This is a genomic window from Streptomyces solicavernae, from assembly GCF_029968095.1.
Lineage (GTDB): Bacteria > Actinomycetota > Actinomycetes > Streptomycetales > Streptomycetaceae > Streptomyces > Streptomyces solicavernae.
Window position 1 is genome coordinate 170373 of sequence record NZ_JASCIR010000008.1, and the last position, 19173, is coordinate 189545.

Sequence of the window (19173 nt, forward strand, 5' to 3'; positions counted from 1 at the left end):
GCATGACAGGGATATGCGGTGCGCGCGGCTTCATAGGATGCCGGGCGTAACTCACGGGGCAGTTGATGCTGCTGGCGGGACCGAACCCCCCATGACCCATGTGAACGGGTCCCGCCCGGAGGGGAATTCAGTGTTTTCTTCGTTCTCAGTACGTCGGCGCGGCTCCGCCCGCCTCGCCGTCGCGGCACTCGTGTCCGGGCTCGTCGCGGCCGGCGCGACCCTCGGCGCGAGCCCGGCGGCCGCCGCCGACGCTCCGCAGCACCAGGGAGGTGCGACCGCGACCCTGGGCGGACTGAAGACCTACGGTCAGGCGGTCATAAGCGAGGACGGCGAGCAACAGCGCATAGCCGCAGGCCTCTTCGAGATGGCCGTGGACGGCGGCGGCATGCTGCAGACGTACTGCATCGATGTCCACAACCCGACCCAGAAGGACGCGAAGTACCAGGAGACCCCCTGGAGCGCGACCTCGCTGAACGGCAACCCGCAGGCGGGCAAGATCCGCTGGATCCTGCAGAACTCCTACCCGCAGGTGAACGACCTGGCGGCGCTCGCCAAGAAGGCCGGTGCCCGCGGGCTGACCGAGGAGGCCGCCGCGTCCGGCACCCAGGTCGCCATCTGGCGCTACTCCGACGACGCGGACGTCGAAGCCCTCGACCCGCAGGCCGAGAAGCTCGCCGACTACCTGGAGAAGAGCGCCCGGGCCCTGCCCGAGCCCAAGGCCTCGCTGACCCTGGACCCGCCGGCCGTGTCCGGCAGGTCCGGCGAGCGGATCGGTCCCGTCACCGTGCGGACCAACGCGCAGAGCGTCACCGTGGCCCCGCCGGCGAACGCCGCAGCCAGCGGTGTCCGCATCGTGGGCAAGGACGGCGAGGCCCGCACCACGGCGGCCAACGGGCACCAGCTCTACTTCGACGTACCCGAGGACGCCGAGGCCGGGACGGCCTCGCTGACCCTGCAGGCCTCGACCACCGTGCCCGTCGGCCGGGCCTTCGCGTCCGAGACGAAGAGCCAGACGCAGATCCTGGCCGGGTCCAGCGTGTCCACCGTGTCCGCGACGGCCACGGCGCACTGGGCGGACAAGGGCCCGATACCCGCGCTGTCCGCGCAGCGGAACTGCGCCAAGGGCGGCGTGGACATCACCGCGGCGAACAAGGGCGACGAGCCGTTCACGTTCGAGCTCATGGGTGCCAAGCACACCATCGCCGCCGGGGACGTGCAGACGGTCACGATCCCGCTGCAGGAGGACCAGGCGTACGACTTCACGATCACCGGCCCGAACGGCTACGAGAAGCGCTTCAAGGGCGTGCTCGACTGCCGGACCGCGGGCAGCACCGGCGGCGACGGATCCTCCCCGGCACCGCAGCCCAGCCCGGCCTCCGCGGGCGGCACCGGCGCCCACGACGGCCCTGACCTGGCCGAGACCGGCAGCTCCAACGCCACACCGATGATCGCGGGCATAGCCATCGCCCTGGTCGTCGTCGGCGGCGGCGCGGTCTTCCTGCTCCGCAAGAAGAAGGACGGGGCGGGCGAGAGCGAGTAGCGCCCGTGTGACTCCGTGAGCACACCGGCCCCGTCGCTCCCGCGCACGGGGCCGGTGTGTATCCCGCGACATCCGCGGGACGTTCCCCGCGACATCCGCGGGACGTTCCCCGCGACATCCGCGGGACGTTCCCCGCGACATCCGCGGGACGTTTCCCCACGACCGGGACACCGGTTTCCGCCTGGCGGTGGCCGTCAGGCAAGATGGGGTGTTACTTGCCGCGAGAGGGCATGAGAAAGCCCCTCACCAGCAGGTTTCCCGCCGATGAGGGGCTGTCTCAGGCTGCCTGGGCCGTCTCTGGGCCGTCGTGGGCGTAACCGGCCGCCGAGTACATGGCGCTGATGGCCTTTCGAGTCCGAGCCTCACTGCTCGGCATGAGGTGCGTGTAGACGCGGAGCGTGAAGCCCGGATCGCTGTGCCCGAGGTAGAGGCTCAGGGCTTTGATGTTCTCCCCGGAGTCGAGGAGGACGGACGCGTAGAAGTGCCGCAGGGCGTGCATCCCGTGCTCGCGGGCAGCGTCGTACCGCTCTCCCTTCTCCGGCTCGGGGATGATCCCGGCGGACGCAAGGGCGGGCTTCCAGTACTGGTCATTGAAGTTCTGGCTCCAGACGGCCTTACCGGTCCTGCCCGTGAAGAAGAGGCGCCGGGTGACCATCGGCCCATCGGGCGTACCCCACGGCAGAGTTACCTCCACGGGCGGGTTGTGCTTCTTGTGCTCGGCGAGTGCAGCGGCTACTGCGGCGTCAAGGGGAACATCTCGGATCTTGCCGCGCTTCGGGGGCGCGAACACCAGTGTTCCCCGGACCTTCTTGACCTGCTGCCGGACGTAGATCCAGCCCAGATCGCCAAGGTTGGCCTCATCAATGCCCAGGATCTCGCCCTGGCGCAGACCGCAACCGCCGCCCAGGTCGACCATGGCTCGGTACTGCTCGGGCAGCGCGGATCGAACGGCGAAGACCTGCGAGGCCGACCAGGGGTGTACTCGTGTTGCCGAAGGACGAGGCGGTTTCACCGATCGTGCCCGGCAAGGGTTCGAGGCCAACAGGCGGTCATCGACAGCGGCGTTGAGGACCGAGGAAGCCGCATCGAAGATGAGCCGCCGGTACGAGTCCGCGCTGACGACGGCCTCAAGCTCGCGCAGCCATGACCGGATGTGCTCCGGCTGGAACGACCCCACAGGTCGCGACCCCAGGTAGGGCAAGGCGTGCAGCCTCAAGCGCCCCTCGATGGCGGCTCGGCTGGTGAGGTCGGTTGTCAGGGAGCCGAGCCAGCGTTCGGTGTATTCGCGAAACGTGGTCTGGGACGCGCGCGGGTCGATGTACTGGCCGCGTGACATGTCGGCTTCGATGTTGGTCAACCACTGCTCAGCGAGCCGCTTCTGACGGTCTGGAAAACTCTTGGACTTCTCGGTGCCGTCCGGGCCGACGTAGCGGGCGCGATAGCGCTGGCCGGTGCCGTGGCGGTCGGTCTTGACCTTGGTGGGCTTTCCGTCGGGGCCGGTCTCGACCTTGTACCAGCGGTCTTGGATGTGTCCGGCCATTAGGCGGCTTCCTCCATCTGGGACTCGACCCAGGCGCGTACTTCGGCGGGGTCGAAACGGAGGTGTCGGCCGACGCGGAAGCCGCGGGGGCCGGTGTGCTTGCGGCGCCACTGGTAGACGGTCTCGATGCTCGGCAGGCCGAACATGGCCACGAGGTCCTCAGGCGTCAGGAAGCGGCTGGGGAGGGCGGTTGCCATGGTCACTGTCCCTTCTCGTCGTCGGCTGTGGCGCGTTCTTCGCGGGCGAGTTCGCGGTTCTGCTCGATGTCGCGGCGGATGTTGGCAGCGAGCCAGGATTCGCCGGGGGTGTGGCCGTGGCCGGCGTACGTCCAGTGGGCGAGGGTGAGCGTGGTCTCCTCGGGCACGTCGTCCGGGTCGGGGAGGCCGAGGGCAGCACGGTGTTGGGCGGCGCGGTAGTCGGCGCGGACCTGGCGGAGGGCGCTGAGGGTGGTGGAGTAGCGGCGGGACTTGGTGGAGAAGTGGCCGCGGAAGCCGAGCATGTGGGCCCAGTCGCGCAGCTTGCGGTCCGGGTAGGTGGCATGGAGGCCGAGGCACGCTTCGATCAACCGACGCGGGTGGTCGGGGACTTCGAGGAGGACGAGGGCTTCTTTGTTGCCGATGCGGCGGTCGACGGTGCCGGTGGTCTCGGCCGCCTTGGTGGCGTACTTGGCGACGTAGGAGGCCACGGCCTGTTCGGTGATCTCGGAGCCGTCGCCGAAGGCCTTGATGGGGCGTACGTCGAGGCGGTCGCCCCAGGCGAAGACACGGGCCGGGTGGTCGCCGGAGGCGGGGAGGTCGACACGGACGCGGGCGGCTGCAGCGTGGATCGCGTCGGTGAGGAGGTCGAGGGTGGCCCAATGCGGTGGCTCGGTGTCGGGTCCGTCGGGGCCGTCGAAGCGGATCACGGCGTGGAAGTGGATCGCGCCGCGCTTCTGGTACTCGGCGACCTTGCCGAAGGAGAGCCGGGACTGTTCCTTGGCCGCCTTTTGCGTGATTCCGGCGCGGGCGGCGATCTCCCGGTGGAGGTAGATCGTGAAGTACCGCCAGAGTTCGGATGCGTGGTTGTTCCACAGCACTGCGTCCGCGTAGTCGTACGTGTCGGGGTCGAGCGGGGTGCCCAACTCCGGTGCGTCCTCGGGGTGGTGGACGCCGCAGCGGCAGGGGCGGTGTCCGGGTCGGTTGTGGACGGGGCCGAAGCTGGGGGCGGTGAGGGTGGCGAAGACGCGGGGGTGTTCGCGGACGGTGGTCGGGGTGCCTTTGTCGCCGACGAGTCCGGCCCGGATGAGGTGGTAGGTGTCGCCCGCGTAGGTCCAGGCGCAGGCGGGGCAGCGGGAGGCGCGGCGGTTGCCGCAGGCGACGCGGAGTCGGCCGCCGGGCTCCATGTCGGTCGAGTACGAGTAGAGGACTTGGCCGGTGGTGCGGTCGCGGGTGACGGTGGAGCCCTGGAGGTGGATGGGGTCGGAGCAGCCGCCGGTGCGGCGGATCTGTTCTTGGATGCGGTCGAAGCCGGGGTTCCCGGCCACCCTCAGCACGTCGGCGAGGGTGGCCGGGGCCAGGTCCGCAGGGGCGGAGGTGGTCACCGAGCACCCTCCTTGCGGCTCTTGCGGGGCCGGTCGGAGTGGTAGCGGGTGGTGCCGAGGTCCTGGCCGTCGTCGTGGATGACGCGAGCGGCGTTGGGGTTGCGGTCGTTCCAGTCCTCCGCGCACACCTTGTGGACGGGCTCACCCGCGTGGGAGCGCAGCGGCGTCGTCGTGTCGCACTGGGTGCAAGGCTTGGCGTCCGACTCGTAGTGCTGGCTGGAGTTCCAGTTCAGGAGTCCCATGCCTGTCACCGCCCGACCCGGACGAGAGCGGGGTTCTTCGTGGTGCGGCCGTGGCCCTTGCAGGTGGGGCAGTCGGCGGTGAGGGTGGCGCGGGTGCCGTCCGGGTTATGGGTGCCGGTGGTGATCGTGACGGTGGCGAAGCCGTCGCAGTCGCGGCAGATGCGTACGCGGGCAGGGCTGTGCTGGGCCATGATGGAACTTCCCTTTCGGGTCCGTTGGATCAGGAAGAGGTGGAGCCGTCCGGGGCGGCGGATCTTTGGCGAGAGAGCCGCCCCGGAGGGCGTTAGCGCGTGTGGCGCCTGCCGTGTCCCTTGGCCGCGTACATCGCGGCGTCAGCGGCGGATAGGGCGTCGGTGAGCATCGGGACCGGCAGGTGTGCGCGGAGACAGTGGCCGACCGAGGCCGCTACCGGCAGGACGTGTCCGTTGTGGTTCACGGGCTGGTCCAGGGCGGCTTGCAGGGCGCGGACGCTGGGTGTGTCGGCGGGGTTGGTGACGATGGCGGCGAACTCGTCTCCGCCGAGGCGGGCGGCGATGCCGTGACGTCCGCACCAGTCGGCCAGGCGGCGGGCGGTCGCAGTCAGGGCGGCGTCGCCAGCGGCGTGGCCGTGGGTGTCGTTGATGGTCTTGAAGTCGTCCAGGTCGATCAGGACCACGAGGGCGTTGGGATGCTTGGCGAGCAGGCGTTCGGCGCGGGCGGTCCATCCGGCGCGGGTGTGCAGACCGGTCAGCGGGTCACGGCGGGCGGTGGTCAGACGCCGCCAGAGCAAGCCGCCGTGAAGTGCCCAGCCCAGGGCCGGTAACCCAGCCGCGATCATGTGTGCGTCCATAGCGATCACCAGTCCTTGTGAAGGTTGTTGACGAGGTGGCGGAGCACCACCGCAGTCACGGCGACGGACACGCCCGCGATCGCGGCGGCGAGAAGCATGGAGACCAGCACCGCGCCGACGACGAGAACCGCGGCAGTGCCGCCACCGACAAGGAGCGCGAGCGAGCCGGGGGTGAGCTGCACCGTGGGCCGGGCAGGAGCCGCCGGGGCGACGGGCGCGGGGGCCGGGGTCTGCGGCTGGTGCTCCAGGGCCGTGCCGGTGAGCGGGATCGTGTCGCCGGTGGGCTGGTCGTTGACCGGGATCTTCGGGGTGAGCATCGGACTGAACTCCCTTCCGCGAGTTACTTGTTGATGACGTGGTCGACGGCGGGGCTCAGGAAGCTGTCGGCGATGAGGTAGCCGCCGAGGAGGAGCAGGGCTACGAGCCACCAGGGCGGGCGGATGAGCTTGATGCCGAGGACTCCGGTGACGGCGATGGCGAGCCAGAGCGGGATTTCCATGACGGGTCTCCTAGGCGGTGCAGCGGTGGGTACGGGCGGCGAGTTCGGCGGCGGAGCGGTTGGCGTATTCGGCGGAGAAGTCGCAGCGGGGCGCGGTGCAGGCGGCGGTGTGGCGGTCGCGGCCGCGTCCGTCGTAGAAGGTGGCGACCTGTACGGGGCCGAACTGGCGGACGTTGCGGAAGCGCCGGTAGGCGGTCATGACGTGTGGTTCTCCTTTCAGATCAGTTGAGTTGGAGCTGAGCGGCGATGGCGTTGCCCATCGGCGCGGGCAGGCCTAGGCGGGCGCGCAAGGTGTCCGGCGTGATGGGACTCCCGTTCGCGGCCTCGTGCGTGGCGGCGATCTTCCGGGCGTGGTCGAGGAGCGCCGGCGGGACCTTCACCGCGTCCGGGACCGAGACCGGAGCGGGCTCCGGCTCGGGCTCGGGTTCAGCGGCGGGCAGTTCCGCGACCGGCTCCGAGGCCGGAGGCTCGGGTGCGGTGTCGAGTTCCGGCGCGGTGTCCGTGCGCTGAAGGTCGACCGCGGGCGGTTCCTCGACCGACGCGGCGACCGGGGCCGGAACGGGCTCCGGGGCGGCGGGCGTGTGGACGAGGAGCGTGCCGCCGAGGAACGCGAGGGCAGGCCAGCCCGCGACGACGATGCGCAGCCAGGCCGGGACGTGTTCGAGGTCGAGGAGCCCAGCGGTGGCGATGTTGGCCCCGAGCGAGGCGGCCAGGGCGATCACGAACCACAGCCAGGCGGCTCGGTCGCTTCGGGCGGTCCTTAGTCGGCGCCAGGCGGCGACAAGGAGCAGGTCGACGCTGATCGGATAGGCCCAGGCCTGCCAGCCCTTCTGTCCGGCGGCGTGGGCCAGGTCGTGCAGGTGGGAGAAGGACAGGGCTCCGGCGATCACGGCCTGAATGAGCACCGGGTCCATGCGGATGCGGTGGTTCACCGTGTCACCTCCTTGCGGGGATTGGGCCCGAGCGGGGCGGGGATCGAAGTCCGGCCGCCCAGCTCCGGCAGTTCGGATCATTCGGCGGCTTCGCCCGAGCCCAGGCAGGCGAGGCAGAGGCCGGTCTGCTGTCCGACCGAGCGGCGCTTTCGGCCGACGCGGACGGCGCGGGCTACTTCGCCGGACCCCTTGCAGGTCGGGCACTTCGCGGGCGGTGCCTTCCGAGTCGCCATGGCGATCACTCGCCCCCGGCCGGGTCGCGCACGTAGTCGTCGGCGTGGTCGACCAGCCACGCTGCGATCTCGCGGTGTTCGTCGGAGTCGGCCGTTTCGAAGACTGCTTCGGCTGTCGCGACTGCCTCAACTAACTTGTTCTGGCGGGTCAGTTCGGCCGAACGCTCCAAGGCCCGGCGAGTGTAAGCACGCATGAGGATCACTCCGTTTTCGGCATGGGCGGGGTAGGGACCTGGCGTGAGACGGTCACGCCAACCAGGGGTGAAGGGGTGTCAGGGAATCGCCGGGGCCGTGGTCGGCTTGGGCGGAATCACCTGGGCCGGGACCGGCGGAGCGACCGGCCGGAAGGGCTCCAGGGCCGGAAGGTCCGGCGCCATGTGCGCGAACTCCCGGCAGACAGCGACGGTTTCCTCGACCGAGGTCAGCGGGGTGCGGATACGTCCCCAGCCACCCGAGGCATCAGCGGCGACGGCCTGTCCGGGCCGGTCGGCGGGGATCGTGCACGCGGCCGGTACGGACTCGGGGGCCACGTCGTTCAGCCCCATCTCGGCGGTCTGCTTGTCGTTGACCCGATGCACCACGCGGCCGGTGAGCTGAGCGCGGAGCATCGTCGCGCCCTTGCCCAGCTCGGAGCCAAAGCGCTGCCCGCAGATCTCCATGAAGAGACCGACCGCGCGCGAGAGCTGAGCGAGGCGGATCAGCCCGGTGACGATGCGCTCTCTCCGTTCCTCGTCCTTCTTCGCCGAGATCAGGAACAGCTCCGCAATCTCGTCCACGAGGACCACGACCGGCACCGGCCGCAGATGCTCGGGCAGCTCCCACAGGTCCGAGACTCCATGCTTGGCCAGCAGGTCGAACCGGTCTTCCATCTCCGCTACCAGCACATCGATCAGTGAAGCCGCGTCGTCCGGGTTCGTGGCGAGCGCCGACAAGCGGGCGGCGTAACGGGACTGTTCGACACCGCGCTTGCAGTCGATCCCGACCAAGGCGACCGGCAGCCGGGCAAGGCCCTTGATCAGGTTGCGCTGGTACATGGACTTGCCGGACTGGTTCGCCCCGAGGGTGAGCGCGTGCGGGATCTGGCGGAAGTCCCGTTCGTAAGCGGTCCCGTCATCCCGCAGTGCAACCGGCACCACCAGATCGCGGGCTACGGCCTTGCGGGGCATCTGCACCCGGCGCAGCACGTCATAGCCAGTCATCCGCAGCTCGACGTAACCGGGCTTGGTCGCGATCACGTGCACCCCGTGGACGCCCCAGGCGTGACGCAGACGCTCCGACGCGGCAGCCACGTCGGCAGGCTCCAGACCGGCCGGCAGTCGCAGGGTGACCCGCAGACCGGTCGAGGTGGGCCGGATACGGCGGATCTTCGGAGCCACCGGCCGAACCTCGCGGCGAGCGACCTTGCGCGACATGAACGCCCGCAGCCCCGACGGCTGAACCGTCAGCCCGCACACATCCATCGTCGTCCGGTACGAGACCGAGAACCGACCCCAGGCCATCGGCAACCCCACCATCGCCCAGTACACACGCGGAGCACGGAACCGGGCGTAGGTGACGCCACCGGCGGCGGTTAAGGCAGTCGCGCCCTCAACCCACAGACTCAGGTCCGCCATGATCAGGCCCCCGTCGTCAGCGCGACCGCGCGGAACGCGATGCCGTGGCGCTTCTGCCCGTTGAACTCGTTCTCCCAGTCACGGGCCTTCAGCCCCGTCACGCTCACCGGCATACCCGGCGCAAGCCCCTCCGGCAGGCCAGTCTCGGGGACGGTGACCTGGTAGAGGTTGCCCTCACCCTCGTCCGAGACGAGCAGCCCCACCGTCGCCAGCGGCGCGTTCGTCTCACGGTCCATCGCCTGTTCACCGGTCTTCTTGTTCGCCATCTTCGGCTCCGGCGCAGTCGCGACGAACACCACAGCGGTCGAAAGGTCGATCTTGAAAGACGGCATTGGTACTCCTCTAGATGAGCTTCGCTCCTGCACTCATGTACAGGAGTTATGAGTAGAAGAGTGCCTAACTCATGTACATGAGTCAAGCGCTACGGAGTGCCCTAGGTGGGTTGGCTGAAAACCGCCCTAGCCGTCAGTCGCGAGCGGCGAAGCGATAGTCAAGAACGAACTGGTCAGCGGCCATGAGCGTGTCGCAGACCTCCACGACGCGACCACTGTCCGAAATTGCATTCCGGACAAGGTGGATGACGGGGGCACTAGGGCTGAGCGCCAGCGCAACCCCTTCCGCCTTCGTCGCAAGGCGAGCGCTCACGGTCTCGGTGAACTCCGCAAGCAGGTGCCCATGCTCTTCGAGTCGGGCATAGATGCCGCCCCCGCCAGGGTTCTCTTCGAACATCTCCGGGATGTCCTTCACGACGTCCCAGGGCAGGTAAGAGGTTGCTTCCTCGGTGGGGACACCGTCGCGAAAGTAGCGCCGCTTGCGCGCCAGGACCTTCGACCCCGACGGCACGTCTAGTCGCTCGGCAATGTCTGTGGGTGCGTCCGCTGGTCCGACGAACAGCACGGTCACCGACGGGACCCCGCCAGACTGCTCGGCTTCTGCCAGGTAAGCGGCCTTACCGGCCTTTCGGTGAGCCCGGCGGAACCGGTCGGACGACTTCCGCTGAACCGGTGGGCGCAGGCGCACGAAGGAGCCACGACCGTGATGCGTCTCGATCAACTGGGCTGCTCGAAGTTCCGCGAAGGCCTTGCGGACCGTACCGGATGCAACCGTGTACCTGGCCATCAGATCGGACTCGCTAGGGACGGCCGCCCCCGGTGCCAACTCCCCCGACTGAATCTGTGCAGCCAGGTCGTCCGCGATCTGTAGGTACTTCGCCTTCTCTGAGGACTTCACGTTGCTACTCGCCATAGTCCTACAGTCTCTCCTATCCTCCTGTACATGAGTAACAGTCACCCTCAGAAGCCGTCAACGCCTCTCCACTCGGTATCGGTGGCCGGAGTCGTGGTGCGTGAAGACGGGCGCGTCCTGGTGATCCAACGTGCCGACAACGGCCGTTGGGAACCGCCGGGCGGGGTGCTGGAGCGGACCGAAGCCATTGAGGACGGGGTGCGCCGCGAGGTCTACGAAGAGACCGGGATCAAGGTGCACGTGGAACGACTCACCGGGGTCTACAAGAACATGACGGCCGGGGTAGTCGCCCTGGTCTTCAAATGCACACCCGAGGGTGGCCACGAACGGCTTTCCGATGAGTCGACCGCAGTCGATTGGCTGACGCCTGACGAGGTCGTAGCCGCGATGAATGAGGCGTACAGCGTCCGCATCGCAGACGCCCTGGCAGGCGAAATGGCCCCCCACGTCCGGACGCACGACGGACGCAAGCTCACCGACCCGGCAGGCATCTAGTCCGGCCAAGCGGGCGCCGAGCTGTTACGAGTTTCTCTACCTCATCAAGGCACCCGGCTGCGCTTCGCTTCGCCGGGCGCGCTTCCCGGCTCCCGCTCCGCGCGACGCTCCTGCCTGCGGCCCGCTCCGCGCGCGCTCCCGCCGACGCGCGCCCACGTGGGTAGGACCGGAGGCCATGAGTCGATCACCCGACATGCGCGCTCACGGTCCAAACCATGCCTCCGGCGGGGGCGCTCAGGCTCCGAGATGGACGGGGCGCCGTTCGCGAGTGCCGGCCGAATGGGGCGGGCGTAGTGGGCTTCCATCCCGTCTGCCGTCGACCCAGGCAGAGCCGAGCAGCCGCGGCCCATGGCGTCCAGGTCGTTCGTACAGTGGCGCGCTCCACCTGGACGCCATGAACCACGCCCGCTCCACGGTGTGTGGGTCGACGGCAGACGGGATGGAAGCCGGGGTGAGTGGTGGGCTGAGGAGCGCGGGCCCGCTGGGCCGTCTCTGGGCCGTGCGAGGCGGATCGAGGGCGACCGATAGCGACAATCAGTGACAGATCATCTGTGGTGGTGATCCCGGCAACGGCCAGGTCAGAGGCCATCCGCCATATGGGTTTCGTTCCTGCGGTAGGCGTACGGCAAGATGGGGTGTATCTGCCCACTTCCAGTTCTGCCGGACGGTTTCTCTTGGCTGAGTACATCTACACGATGCGCAAGACGCGCAAGGCGCACGGCGACAAGGTGATCCTTGACGACGTCACGCTGAGCTTCCTCCCCGGCGCGAAGATCGGTGTGGTCGGTCCGAACGGCGCCGGTAAGTCGACCGTTCTGAAGATCATGGCCGGTCTGGAGCAGCCGTCGAACGGTGACGCGTTCCTCTCGCCCGGTTACAGCGTCGGCATCCTGCTGCAGGAGCCGCCGCTGAACGAGGAGAAGACCGTCCTGGAGAACGTCCAGGAGGGCGTCGCCGAGACCAAGGGCAAGCTCGACCGGTTCAACGAGATCGCCGAGCAGATGGCGACCGACTACACCGACGAGCTGATGGAGGAGATGGGCAAGCTCCAGGAGGAGCTGGACCACGCAGGCGCCTGGGACCTCGACGCCCAGCTCGAACAGGCCATGGACGCCCTCGGCTGCCCGGCCGGCGACTGGCCGGTCACCAACCTCTCCGGTGGTGAGAAGCGCCGCGTCGCCCTGTGCAAGCTGCTGCTCGAAGCCCCCGACCTGCTGCTCCTCGACGAGCCCACCAACCACCTGGACGCCGAGTCCGTGCAGTGGCTGGAGGCGCACCTCGCCAAGTACGCCGGCACCGTCGTCGCCATCACCCACGACCGGTACTTCCTGGACAACGTCGCGGGCTGGATCCTGGAGCTCGACCGCGGCCGCGCCATCGGCTACGAGGGCAACTACTCCACGTACCTGGAGACCAAGCAGACCCGCCTCAAGGTCGAGGGCCAGAAGGACGCCAAGCGCGCCAAGCGGCTCAAGGAAGAGCTTGAGTGGGTGCGGTCCAACGCCAAGGGCCGGCAGGCCAAGTCCAAGGCCCGCCTTGCGCGTTACGAGGAGATGGCCGCCGAGGCCGACAAGATGCGGAAGCTGGACTTCGAGGAGATCCAGATCCCGCCGGGCCCGCGCCTGGGCAATGTCGTCGTCGAGGTCAACAACCTCACCAAGGGCTTCGGCGAGAAGCTCCTCATCGACGACCTGAGCTTCACCCTGCCGCGCAACGGCATCGTCGGCGTCATCGGCCCGAACGGCGCCGGCAAGACCACGCTGTTCAAGATGATCCAGGGCCTGGAGACCCCCGACTCCGGCCAGATCAAGGTCGGCGACACGGTCAAGATCTCCTACGTCGACCAGTCCCGCGAGAACATCGACCCGAAGAAGACGCTGTGGGCCGTCGTCTCCGACGAGATGGACTACATCAACGTCGGCCAGGTCGAGATGCCGTCCCGCGCCTATGTCTCGGCGTTCGGCTTCAAGGGACCGGACCAGCAGAAGCCGGCCGGTGTGCTCTCCGGCGGTGAGCGCAACCGCCTGAACCTCGCGCTGACCCTCAAGCTGGGCGGCAACCTGCTGCTCCTCGACGAGCCGACCAACGACCTCGACGTCGAGACCCTGTCCTCGCTGGAGAACGCGCTGCTCGACTTCCCGGGCTGCGCCGTGGTCGTCTCCCACGACCGCTGGTTCCTGGACCGCGTCGCCACGCACATCCTGGCGTACGAGGGCGAGTCCAAGTGGTTCTGGTTCGAGGGCAACTTCGAGTCGTACGAGAAGAACAAGATCGAGCGGCTGGGCCCGGACGCGGCGCGCCCGCACCGTGCCACGTACAAGAAGCTGACGCGAGGCTGAGGTCGACCAGGTGACCAGGCACATCTACTCCTGCCCGCTGCGCTGGTCGGACATGGACGCCTTCGGGCACGTCAACAACGTCGTCTTCCTGCGGTACTTGGAAGAGGCGCGGATCGACTTCATGTTCCGGCTGGCGCCGGGCGACGGCTCGCCCTCGTTCTCCGGGGGCTCCGTCGTCGCGCGGCACGAGATCGACTACGTACGGCCGCTGGTGCACCGGCACGAGCCGGTGACCATCGAGTCGTGGGTGACGAAGATCGGGGCGGCCTCGCTCACGATCGCGTACGAGGTGAAGGACCCGGACCAGGTGTACGTCCGGGCCTCGACGATCGTCGTGCCCTTCGACCTGGAGGCGCAGCGGCCGCGGCGGATCAGCGCGGAGGAGAAGTCCTTCCTGCAGGAGTACATGGACGACTCGGCTCCGGGGGCGCTCGCCGCATGACGGCCTCGCCGTTGCGTTTCGCCGACGCCGGGGAGGCGGCCGACCTGGCCGCCTTCCTGGCCCGGCTCATCCACTACGACAAGGCCGCGGCCGTACGGCTGCAGGCCGGGGGCGGGGCGCTCGCCGTGTTCGGGCGGCCGCCGTCGTTCGAAGTGCTCGCCATCCGCGCGGCCCGGCTCGCCGAGCCGGCCGAGCTCGACGTGACCGTCTCGGCGGGCGAACTCCTCGAAGGGATCGACGAGTCGGCGGGCAGGGCCACCGTGCCCGGGGCCGTCACCGGCCCGCCGTGGGCCGGGGTACTGCCCCCGCGCGGCGGCTGGCAGCAGCTCCCCGGGCTGCCGGGTCTCGACGCGGTGCGCCGGGCCGTCGGTATCGCGGTCGGTGAATTCCGGTCGCGCACCGAGGAGTTGGACCCGGAGAAGCGCACCCGCGCGGAGCTGGACCGGATCGGCCGGGAGATCTGGTCGCGGCCGGTCGGCGACACCGAACTGCCGGTGCGGGCCGCGCACGCCGCGCAGGCGCTCGGCTTTCTGCGCCCCGCGGCCTTCGAAACCGGACCGGGGAGCGGGCCCACCCTGCTCGCCTCGGGCGCGTGGCTGCGGCTGCGCACGCCGTACGGCTCGATCGCCCTGCGCAGGGCGGGAGCCGGCGCGCTGAGTGTGACACCCACCTAGGTTCTGGCTCTCCCCCAGCTACCGCTGGGAGGTGCCCCCAGGACGGGCTGGTAGGGGTCACCCCGCCGTATTGACCATGGATGCGGCGGCGTACGTCAGGTAGTTCCAGAGCGTGTGCTCGTGCTCCTCGGAGAGGTTCAGCTCCTCGACGGCCACACGCATGTGCTTCAGCCACGCGTCGTGCGCGGCCTGGTCGACGGTGAACGGGGCGTGCCGCATGCGCAGCCGGGGGTGGCCGCGGTTGTCGCTGTACGTGCGGGGGCCGCCCCAGTACTGCATCAGGAAGAGCGCGAGCCGCTCCTCCGCCGGGCCCAGGTCCTCCTCCGGGTACATCGGCCGCAGCAGCGGGTCCTCGGCGACGCCCTGGTAGAAGCGGTGCACCAGGCGCCGGAAGGTCTCCTCGCCGCCGACCTGCTCGTAAAACGTCTGTTCCTGAAGGGTGCCGCGCGGAATCTCCATCACCCGTCCATGGTCTCAGACGGGACGGCCGAGGACTCGGGGCCTAGGACTTCCGCGGATCGAGCGGAGCTCGCGGTTCGCGCGGAGCTCGCGGTTCGAGTGGAGATTCGCGGTTCGAGTGGAGCTTCGTGGTTCGCGCGGCCTTCCGTCGTCGGACAGTCGCTGCCGCAGGCCTCGCCTCCGCGGGGATATCGCAGGACAGTGGGGGCATGGGAGCCGAACTGTCGCGGGAGACACCTGCCGTGGATGTCACGGCCACCGTGGACGACGAGCCCGGTGCCGAGGCCGTACGGGCCGCTGCCGCGCGGGCCGGGCTCGTACGGGAGATCGAGGCGAGCGGCGCCTTCGCGGACGAGCCGCGGTGGCGGGAGGCGTTCGAGGAGGTGCCGCGCCATCTGTTCGTGCCCTACTACTACGTCGGCACGGCGGACGGGTACGAGCGGCTGTGGGGCGAGGACCCCGATCCGCGCCGCCGGGAGCGCTGGCTGCGCGGGGCGTACGCGGACGAGCCGCTGGCCACCCGCGTACGCGACGGACAGCTGATCTCGTCCAGCAGCCAGCCGTCGCTGATGGCGCAGATGCTGGCGGACCTGGGCGTACGGGACGGGGACGCGGTCCTTGAGATCGGCGCCGGGACCGGATACAACGCGGCGCTGCTCGCGCACCGGCTCGGCGACGAGCTGGTCACCACGGTCGATCTGGACCCGGAGATCACCGAGTCCGCGCGCCGGCACCTCGCGGCGGCGGGCCACCGCCCGAGGGTGGTCACCGGCGACGGGGCGCGCGGCTGCCCGGAGCACGCGCCGTACGACCGGATCATCGCGACCTGCACCCTGGAGACCGTGCCGGGAGAGTGGCTTGCGCAGTGCCGGCCGGGGGCGCGGATCCTGACGCCGATGGCCACGGGCCTGCTTCTGCTTGAGGTGCAGGACGGGGAGCGCGCCGAGGGGCGGTTCCTGCACCTGCCCGCGTACTTCGTGCCGCTGCGTGGCGGCGGCCGGGAGGCGGCGGGGGCGCGGTTCGCCGGTGGCTCGCCGCTCACCGGCGGGCTGCCGCACCGGGCGCTGCACAGCGAGCTGTTCCGCTTCCTGCTGACGCTGACCCGGGGCGTGCTCGACCCGCACGAGGCGCTTGCGCTCTGGCAGCGCGAGGGCAGGCCGGCGCGGGAACGGTTCGGGGTCACGGTGAGCGGCTCCGACGTATGGGCCTGGCTGGATGATCCAACCGGCCCGTACGCCTGGCCGCTTCCGTGACCCCGAACGGTCGCGTTCTCCCGCGGGTCAGCCGCGCCTGATGGTGATCGTCGTCCACGCGCCGACGTGCACGCGGTCGCCGTCCTGCAGCGGTACGGGGACGAACGGCTGGATGGGCTCCTCGCCGCCGTTGACCGTGGTGCCGTTGGTGGAGTTCTGGTCGACGACCGCCCAGCTGCCGTCCGGCTGCTGGACCAGGACCGCGTGCTGGTGCGAGACGCCCGGGTCCTCCGGCGGCACCGACAGGTCGATGTCGGGGGTGTCGCCGGTGGAGTGGCGGCGGCGGCCGACCGTGATCTGGTTGCCGACCAGCTGACGCTGCTGCTCCGGGGAGTACGCGGGCAGGTTGAGGCTGGAGGCCTCGGGGCCGCTGCGGTGCATCATCGCCATGAAGTACTCGCGGTCGGGTCTGATCGTCGCCGTCCAGCCCGCGGGCGCCGGGTTCGCCGGGTTCGCCGGGTGGGCCGGGTCCTGTTGGTTCGGCTGGTTCAGCTGGTTCGGCGGCGGGAAGCCGTATCCGCCGCCCTGGCCCTGCGGACCGGGACCGGGACCGGGACCGGGCTGACCCTGCTCCGGGAAGCCCTGCTCCGGGAAGCCCTGCTCCGGGAAACCCTGGCCGGGAGCGCCGGGAGCGCCGGGAGCGCCGGGAGCGCCGGGAGCGCCGGGAGCGCCGGGAGCCCCAGGAGACCCGGGAACGCCAGGGCCACCCAGTCCGCCAGGACCGCCCGGGCCCTGGTCGGGGAAGCCGGGCTGTGGCGGGGCCGGGGCGGGAGCCGGAGGTGCCGGGGGCGCCATGGACTCCTGCGGGGACGGCGGTGCCTGGCCCGAGGGCGGCGGGATCATCCAGTCGTCGTTGCCACCGAGGCCGGGCCCGGGCGGAGGCGGCGACTGCGGACCACCCTGCGGGAAGCCGGGCGGGGGGCCCTGCTGCGGAACGCCCTGCGAGGCGTCGGGGAAGCCGGGCGGCGGCGGGCCCTGCTGGGGGCCGCCCTGCGGACCGGGCCCACCCATCGAACCGGGACCACCCTGCGACATGTCCGGGAACCCGGGCGGCGGCGGACCCTGCATGCCCTGCATGCCCTGAGGGGCCTGAGGGGCCTGAGGGGCCTGAGGGGCCTGGGTCTGCTGGGGGCCGCCCGGCATCGGCGGCGCCGGCGGCGCGGGCATGGACGCGTCCGGCTGCAGCGGCTCCGCGGGACGGTTCACCTGCGAGGGCCGCGAGGACGTGTACTCACTTGAGCCGGGGCCAGGACCGGGACCAGGGCCAGGACCGGGACCAGGGCCAGGACCGGCACCGGGACCAGGACCGGCACCGGGACCAGGACCGGCACCGGGACCGGCACCGGGCGGCGGGCCGGCCTGCGCGAAGCCCGGCGGCAGGTTCAGACCGGGCGCGGGCGGGGGCGGCGGCGCGGGCGCGTGCGACGTCGGGGTGTTGGCGGGGAAGTTCCACCGGCACTCCTCGCAGAACGGGGCGTTCGGCTCGCGCGGGGTGTTGCACTGCGGGCAGTGCTCCTGCGGGCCGCCGGCACCCGGCTGCGGGTAGCCGTACCCACCGCCGGGGGCGGGCGGGCCGGACTGCTGCTGCGGGTAGCCGTAACCACCGTCCGCCGGAGGCGGCGGTGGCGGTGGCGGCATCGCACCGGCCGGCGCGCCTGCTCCTGCCATGCGGTGGCCGCAGACCTCGCACCAGTCGTCGGAACCCGACTGGTGTCCGTTCGGGCAGGTCGGCATGTCGGCGCTCCCCCTCTCCTTCACGTTCTACGTGTCCTGTGCGTGCTGCACGTTCTTGGCGTGCGTGACGCGAACCGTTTTGGTCGACCGGGTTTCGAGAGTCATCTCGTCGGCGTCCTCGACCTTCGCTTTCAGTCGCACAGTACCGGTCGCCGCGTCGACCACGTCGACCACCTTGGCAAGGAGTCTGGCCGTATCCGCGTTGCCGGAGCCCGCGGCCAGCTGAACGGCGCGGCCCAGCTTGGCCGTTGCTCCGTCCGTATCGCCGGACTTACGGGCATCGAGCCCCTGCTGGATGACTTGTGCCAGTTCGGCCTGGCCTGTGTAGTGCGCGACCTGGGGGTTGATCGCCGTGGAGGCCGCCAGGTCGTCCGTCCATACGGCCCGTACGAGACCGTGCGAGAGGTTCTGGACGGTGCCGTCGCCGCGGTCGATCACCAGGGAGACGCGGGCGGCGAGCATCTCCTGGCCGATCCCGGCGTCCGGGACCTCGACGCATACGTGGTAGTCGCGGGACTCGTCGCCCCAGGACCCGGTGGGGTAGTCGCCCGCGCGGGGGCCGACCGGGGTGCGGCGGCCGGTCAGGTCCTCGACGGTGGGCGCGACCTGCTTCACGTACTTGATCTCCGCGCCCAGCGGCGTCCACAGGCGCAGCGCGACATCGGCGATCTCCTTTCCCATCGCCGTCTCCATCAGGTGCGTGAAGTCGGCGGCGAGACCGGCGGGGTCGGCGACGATGTCGGCCGAGCCGAGCAGCGCCGAGGCGATACCCGTGACTTCTTTCACTTCCCAGTCCGTGCCGACGCCGCGCGCGTCACATGTGTACCGCCCGGCGCAGGAGTCCAGGGCGGCCTGCAGTTCCTCGGGCGCTTCGTGCTCGTTGCGCCCGTCGGTGAGCAGGATGCCGTGGCGTACGGCGGCTTCCGGGGCGTCGGCGGAGTTGAGGAGCCGGTCGGCCAGGCGCAGCCAGGTGCCGATGGCGGTGCCGCCGCCCGCGGCGAGCCGGCGCAGCGCGTGCCGGGCCGCTGCGCGCGTACGGTCGTCGGCCACGGCGAGGCGGCCGTCGCCCGGGTAGATCTCCTTGGCGACGTGGGTGCCTGCGATCACCGCGAAGCGGACGCCGTCGCGCAGCGCGTCGATCGCGGCGGCGGTGGCGTCGCGGGCGCCGCGCATCTTCGTCGGCGGGTAGTCCATCGAGCCCGAGCAGTCCACCATGATCGCCACGGCGGCGTCCGGCCCTCCTGCGTCCGGCCCTCCGGCGTCCGGGCCCCCGCTGTCCGTGCTCGCGGTGGCGGGCGCGAGGCCGCCCGTGGTGCCGCCGCCCGTGGTGCCGCCGCCCGTCGACGTCACCGTGACGATGGCGTTGACCTCGCGGCCGCCCTCCGGCAGGTGTTCGTTCGAGTAGACCTCGACGGCGAACTGCGGACCCTTCGGTTTCGCGAAATTGGCCATGGAGAACTGCCTCCCCCTTGTTTCCCCTGGTCCCCGCTTCCCGCCCGTCCCGCCGGGCCGTCAGGCCGTCAGG

Annotated in this window: 24 protein-coding genes; 6 read left to right on the forward strand and 18 right to left on the reverse strand. The window is 70.4% G+C overall.

Translation table 11 applies throughout. The features are described 5' to 3' along the window. Nucleotides 1–91 precede the first annotated feature (91 nt). A complete protein-coding gene (locus tag QIS99_RS12665) occupies nt 92–1540 on the forward strand; it encodes a Cys-Gln thioester bond-forming surface protein (RefSeq protein ID WP_282513320.1) in 1449 nt (482 codons plus the stop codon). A 277-nt stretch (nt 1541–1817) separates the two neighbouring features. Here QIS99_RS12665 and QIS99_RS12670 read toward each other — a convergent pair whose 3' ends face one another. From QIS99_RS12670 to QIS99_RS12740, 15 genes are all read right to left on the reverse strand, one after another. Further along, nucleotides 1818–3080, reverse strand: a complete 1263-nt coding sequence (locus tag QIS99_RS12670; protein WP_282513321.1) for a tyrosine-type recombinase/integrase — start codon at nt 3078–3080, stop codon at nt 1818–1820. Next, entirely contained in the window at nt 3080–3277 is a 198-nt protein-coding gene (locus tag QIS99_RS12675; RefSeq protein ID WP_282513322.1) for a helix-turn-helix transcriptional regulator, read from the reverse strand. Before QIS99_RS12675 ends, QIS99_RS12670 begins: the two co-directional genes overlap by 1 nt. Nucleotides 3278–3279: 2 nt before the next feature. Then, nucleotides 3280–4659, reverse strand: a complete 1380-nt coding sequence (gene repSA, locus QIS99_RS12680) for a replication initiator protein RepSA (RefSeq protein ID WP_282513323.1) — start codon at nt 4657–4659, stop codon at nt 3280–3282. Beyond that, entirely contained in the window at nt 4656–4901 is a 246-nt protein-coding gene (locus QIS99_RS12685; RefSeq protein WP_282513324.1) for a hypothetical protein, read from the reverse strand. Before QIS99_RS12685 ends, repSA begins: the two co-directional genes overlap by 4 nt. Before the next feature lie 5 nt (nt 4902–4906). After that, the gene (locus QIS99_RS12690; protein WP_282513325.1) at nt 4907–5092 is read right to left on the reverse strand and encodes a hypothetical protein; all 186 of its coding nucleotides are present in this window, start codon (nt 5090–5092) and stop codon (nt 4907–4909) included. Between the two features lie 92 nt (nt 5093–5184). After that, nucleotides 5185–5730 (reverse strand): GGDEF domain-containing protein, encoded by a 546-nt coding sequence (locus QIS99_RS12695; protein WP_282513326.1) that lies wholly within the window; start codon nt 5728–5730, stop codon nt 5185–5187. A 5-nt stretch (nt 5731–5735) separates the two neighbouring features. After that, nucleotides 5736–6047, reverse strand: a complete 312-nt coding sequence (locus tag QIS99_RS12700; protein ID WP_282513327.1) for a SpdD-like protein — start codon at nt 6045–6047, stop codon at nt 5736–5738. 23 nt (nt 6048–6070) lie between these two features. Then, on the reverse strand, nt 6071–6229 hold the full coding sequence (locus tag QIS99_RS12705) for a hypothetical protein (protein ID WP_282513328.1): 159 nt from the start codon (nt 6227–6229) through the stop codon (nt 6071–6073). A 10-nt stretch (nt 6230–6239) separates the two neighbouring features. Then, on the reverse strand, nt 6240–6428 hold the full coding sequence (locus QIS99_RS12710) for a mobile element transfer protein (RefSeq protein WP_282513329.1): 189 nt from the start codon (nt 6426–6428) through the stop codon (nt 6240–6242). 22 nt (nt 6429–6450) lie between these two features. Next, the gene (locus QIS99_RS12715) at nt 6451–7143 is read right to left on the reverse strand and encodes a DUF2637 domain-containing protein (protein ID WP_282513390.1); all 693 of its coding nucleotides are present in this window, start codon (nt 7141–7143) and stop codon (nt 6451–6453) included. Between the two features lie 95 nt (nt 7144–7238). After that, a complete protein-coding gene (locus tag QIS99_RS12720) occupies nt 7239–7394 on the reverse strand; it encodes a hypothetical protein (protein WP_282513330.1) in 156 nt (51 codons plus the stop codon). 5 nt (nt 7395–7399) lie between these two features. Then, nucleotides 7400–7588 carry a hypothetical protein gene (locus QIS99_RS12725; RefSeq protein WP_282513331.1) on the reverse strand — a complete coding sequence of 63 codons (189 nt, stop codon included), beginning with the start codon at nt 7586–7588 and terminating at the stop codon, nt 7400–7402. 78 nt (nt 7589–7666) lie between these two features. Then, complete coding sequence (locus QIS99_RS12730) at nt 7667–9007, reverse strand: FtsK/SpoIIIE domain-containing protein (RefSeq protein WP_282513332.1); 1341 nt, start codon at nt 9005–9007, stop codon at nt 7667–7669. Between the two features lie 2 nt (nt 9008–9009). Beyond that, complete coding sequence (locus tag QIS99_RS12735; RefSeq protein ID WP_282513333.1) at nt 9010–9339, reverse strand: SCO3933 family regulatory protein; 330 nt, start codon at nt 9337–9339, stop codon at nt 9010–9012. 133 nt (nt 9340–9472) lie between these two features. Continuing rightward, nucleotides 9473–10252 (reverse strand): GntR family transcriptional regulator, encoded by a 780-nt coding sequence (locus tag QIS99_RS12740; RefSeq protein ID WP_282513334.1) that lies wholly within the window; start codon nt 10250–10252, stop codon nt 9473–9475. Between the two features lie 18 nt (nt 10253–10270). Here QIS99_RS12740 and QIS99_RS12745 point away from each other — a divergent pair, with 18 nt between their 5' ends. From QIS99_RS12745 to QIS99_RS12760, 4 genes are all read left to right on the forward strand, one after another. Next, the gene (locus tag QIS99_RS12745; RefSeq protein WP_282513391.1) at nt 10271–10747 is read left to right on the forward strand and encodes an NUDIX hydrolase; all 477 of its coding nucleotides are present in this window, start codon (nt 10271–10273) and stop codon (nt 10745–10747) included. A gap of 674 nt (nt 10748–11421) precedes the next feature. Continuing rightward, a complete protein-coding gene (gene ettA, locus QIS99_RS12750) occupies nt 11422–13086 on the forward strand; it encodes an energy-dependent translational throttle protein EttA (RefSeq protein ID WP_282513335.1) in 1665 nt (554 codons plus the stop codon). A gap of 10 nt (nt 13087–13096) precedes the next feature. Further along, the gene (locus tag QIS99_RS12755; protein WP_282513336.1) at nt 13097–13528 is read left to right on the forward strand and encodes an acyl-CoA thioesterase; all 432 of its coding nucleotides are present in this window, start codon (nt 13097–13099) and stop codon (nt 13526–13528) included. Then, entirely contained in the window at nt 13525–14202 is a 678-nt protein-coding gene (locus QIS99_RS12760; protein ID WP_282513337.1) for a serine/threonine-protein kinase, read from the forward strand. Before QIS99_RS12755 ends, QIS99_RS12760 begins: the two co-directional genes overlap by 4 nt. A 57-nt stretch (nt 14203–14259) precedes the next feature. On the opposite strand, the gene QIS99_RS12765 is transcribed toward QIS99_RS12760, so the two are convergent. Further along, nucleotides 14260–14664 carry a globin gene (locus tag QIS99_RS12765; protein ID WP_282513338.1) on the reverse strand — a complete coding sequence of 135 codons (405 nt, stop codon included), beginning with the start codon at nt 14662–14664 and terminating at the stop codon, nt 14260–14262. A 206-nt stretch (nt 14665–14870) separates the two neighbouring features. On the opposite strand from QIS99_RS12765, the gene QIS99_RS12770 reads away from it, so the two are divergent. Then, complete coding sequence (locus tag QIS99_RS12770; protein WP_282513339.1) at nt 14871–15914, forward strand: methyltransferase domain-containing protein; 1044 nt, start codon at nt 14871–14873, stop codon at nt 15912–15914. A gap of 27 nt (nt 15915–15941) precedes the next feature. On the opposite strand, the gene QIS99_RS12775 is transcribed toward QIS99_RS12770, so the two are convergent. Next, a complete protein-coding gene (locus QIS99_RS12775) occupies nt 15942–17648 on the reverse strand; it encodes an FHA domain-containing protein (RefSeq protein ID WP_282513340.1) in 1707 nt (568 codons plus the stop codon). Nucleotides 17649–17675: 27 nt separating this feature from the next. Continuing rightward, entirely contained in the window at nt 17676–19100 is a 1425-nt protein-coding gene (locus QIS99_RS12780; protein WP_282513341.1) for a vWA domain-containing protein, read from the reverse strand. Nucleotides 19101–19173 lie beyond the last annotated feature (73 nt).

What these genes read in the sequence shown, in the direction of transcription:
- QIS99_RS12665 (WP_282513320.1), top strand. Translation starts at nt 92, where the DNA reads ATGACCCATGTGAACGGGTCCCGCCCGGAGGGGAATTCAGTGTTTTCT.
- QIS99_RS12670 (WP_282513321.1), bottom strand. Translation starts at nt 3,080, where the DNA reads ATGGCCGGACACATCCAAGACCGCTGGTACAAGGTCGAGACCGGCCCC.
- QIS99_RS12675 (WP_282513322.1), bottom strand. Translation starts at nt 3,277, where the DNA reads ATGGCAACCGCCCTCCCCAGCCGCTTCCTGACGCCTGAGGACCTCGTG.
- QIS99_RS12685 (WP_282513324.1), bottom strand. Translation starts at nt 4,901, where the DNA reads ATGGGACTCCTGAACTGGAACTCCAGCCAGCACTACGAGTCGGACGCC.
- QIS99_RS12690 (WP_282513325.1), bottom strand. Translation starts at nt 5,092, where the DNA reads ATGGCCCAGCACAGCCCTGCCCGCGTACGCATCTGCCGCGACTGCGAC.
- QIS99_RS12695 (WP_282513326.1), bottom strand. Translation starts at nt 5,730, where the DNA reads ATGGACGCACACATGATCGCGGCTGGGTTACCGGCCCTGGGCTGGGCA.
- QIS99_RS12700 (WP_282513327.1), bottom strand. Translation starts at nt 6,047, where the DNA reads ATGCTCACCCCGAAGATCCCGGTCAACGACCAGCCCACCGGCGACACG.
- QIS99_RS12705 (WP_282513328.1), bottom strand. Translation starts at nt 6,229, where the DNA reads ATGGAAATCCCGCTCTGGCTCGCCATCGCCGTCACCGGAGTCCTCGGC.
- QIS99_RS12710 (WP_282513329.1), bottom strand. Translation starts at nt 6,428, where the DNA reads ATGACCGCCTACCGGCGCTTCCGCAACGTCCGCCAGTTCGGCCCCGTA.
- QIS99_RS12715 (WP_282513390.1), bottom strand. Translation starts at nt 7,143, where the DNA reads ATGGACCCGGTGCTCATTCAGGCCGTGATCGCCGGAGCCCTGTCCTTC.
- QIS99_RS12720 (WP_282513330.1), bottom strand. Translation starts at nt 7,394, where the DNA reads ATGGCGACTCGGAAGGCACCGCCCGCGAAGTGCCCGACCTGCAAGGGG.
- QIS99_RS12725 (WP_282513331.1), bottom strand. Translation starts at nt 7,588, where the DNA reads ATGCGTGCTTACACTCGCCGGGCCTTGGAGCGTTCGGCCGAACTGACC.
- QIS99_RS12730 (WP_282513332.1), bottom strand. Translation starts at nt 9,007, where the DNA reads ATGGCGGACCTGAGTCTGTGGGTTGAGGGCGCGACTGCCTTAACCGCC.
- QIS99_RS12735 (WP_282513333.1), bottom strand. Translation starts at nt 9,339, where the DNA reads ATGCCGTCTTTCAAGATCGACCTTTCGACCGCTGTGGTGTTCGTCGCG.
- QIS99_RS12740 (WP_282513334.1), bottom strand. Translation starts at nt 10,252, where the DNA reads ATGGCGAGTAGCAACGTGAAGTCCTCAGAGAAGGCGAAGTACCTACAG.
- QIS99_RS12760 (WP_282513337.1), top strand. Translation starts at nt 13,525, where the DNA reads ATGACGGCCTCGCCGTTGCGTTTCGCCGACGCCGGGGAGGCGGCCGAC.
- QIS99_RS12770 (WP_282513339.1), top strand. Translation starts at nt 14,871, where the DNA reads ATGGGAGCCGAACTGTCGCGGGAGACACCTGCCGTGGATGTCACGGCC.
- QIS99_RS12775 (WP_282513340.1), bottom strand. Translation starts at nt 17,648, where the DNA reads ATGCCGACCTGCCCGAACGGACACCAGTCGGGTTCCGACGACTGGTGC.
- QIS99_RS12780 (WP_282513341.1), bottom strand. Translation starts at nt 19,100, where the DNA reads ATGGCCAATTTCGCGAAACCGAAGGGTCCGCAGTTCGCCGTCGAGGTC.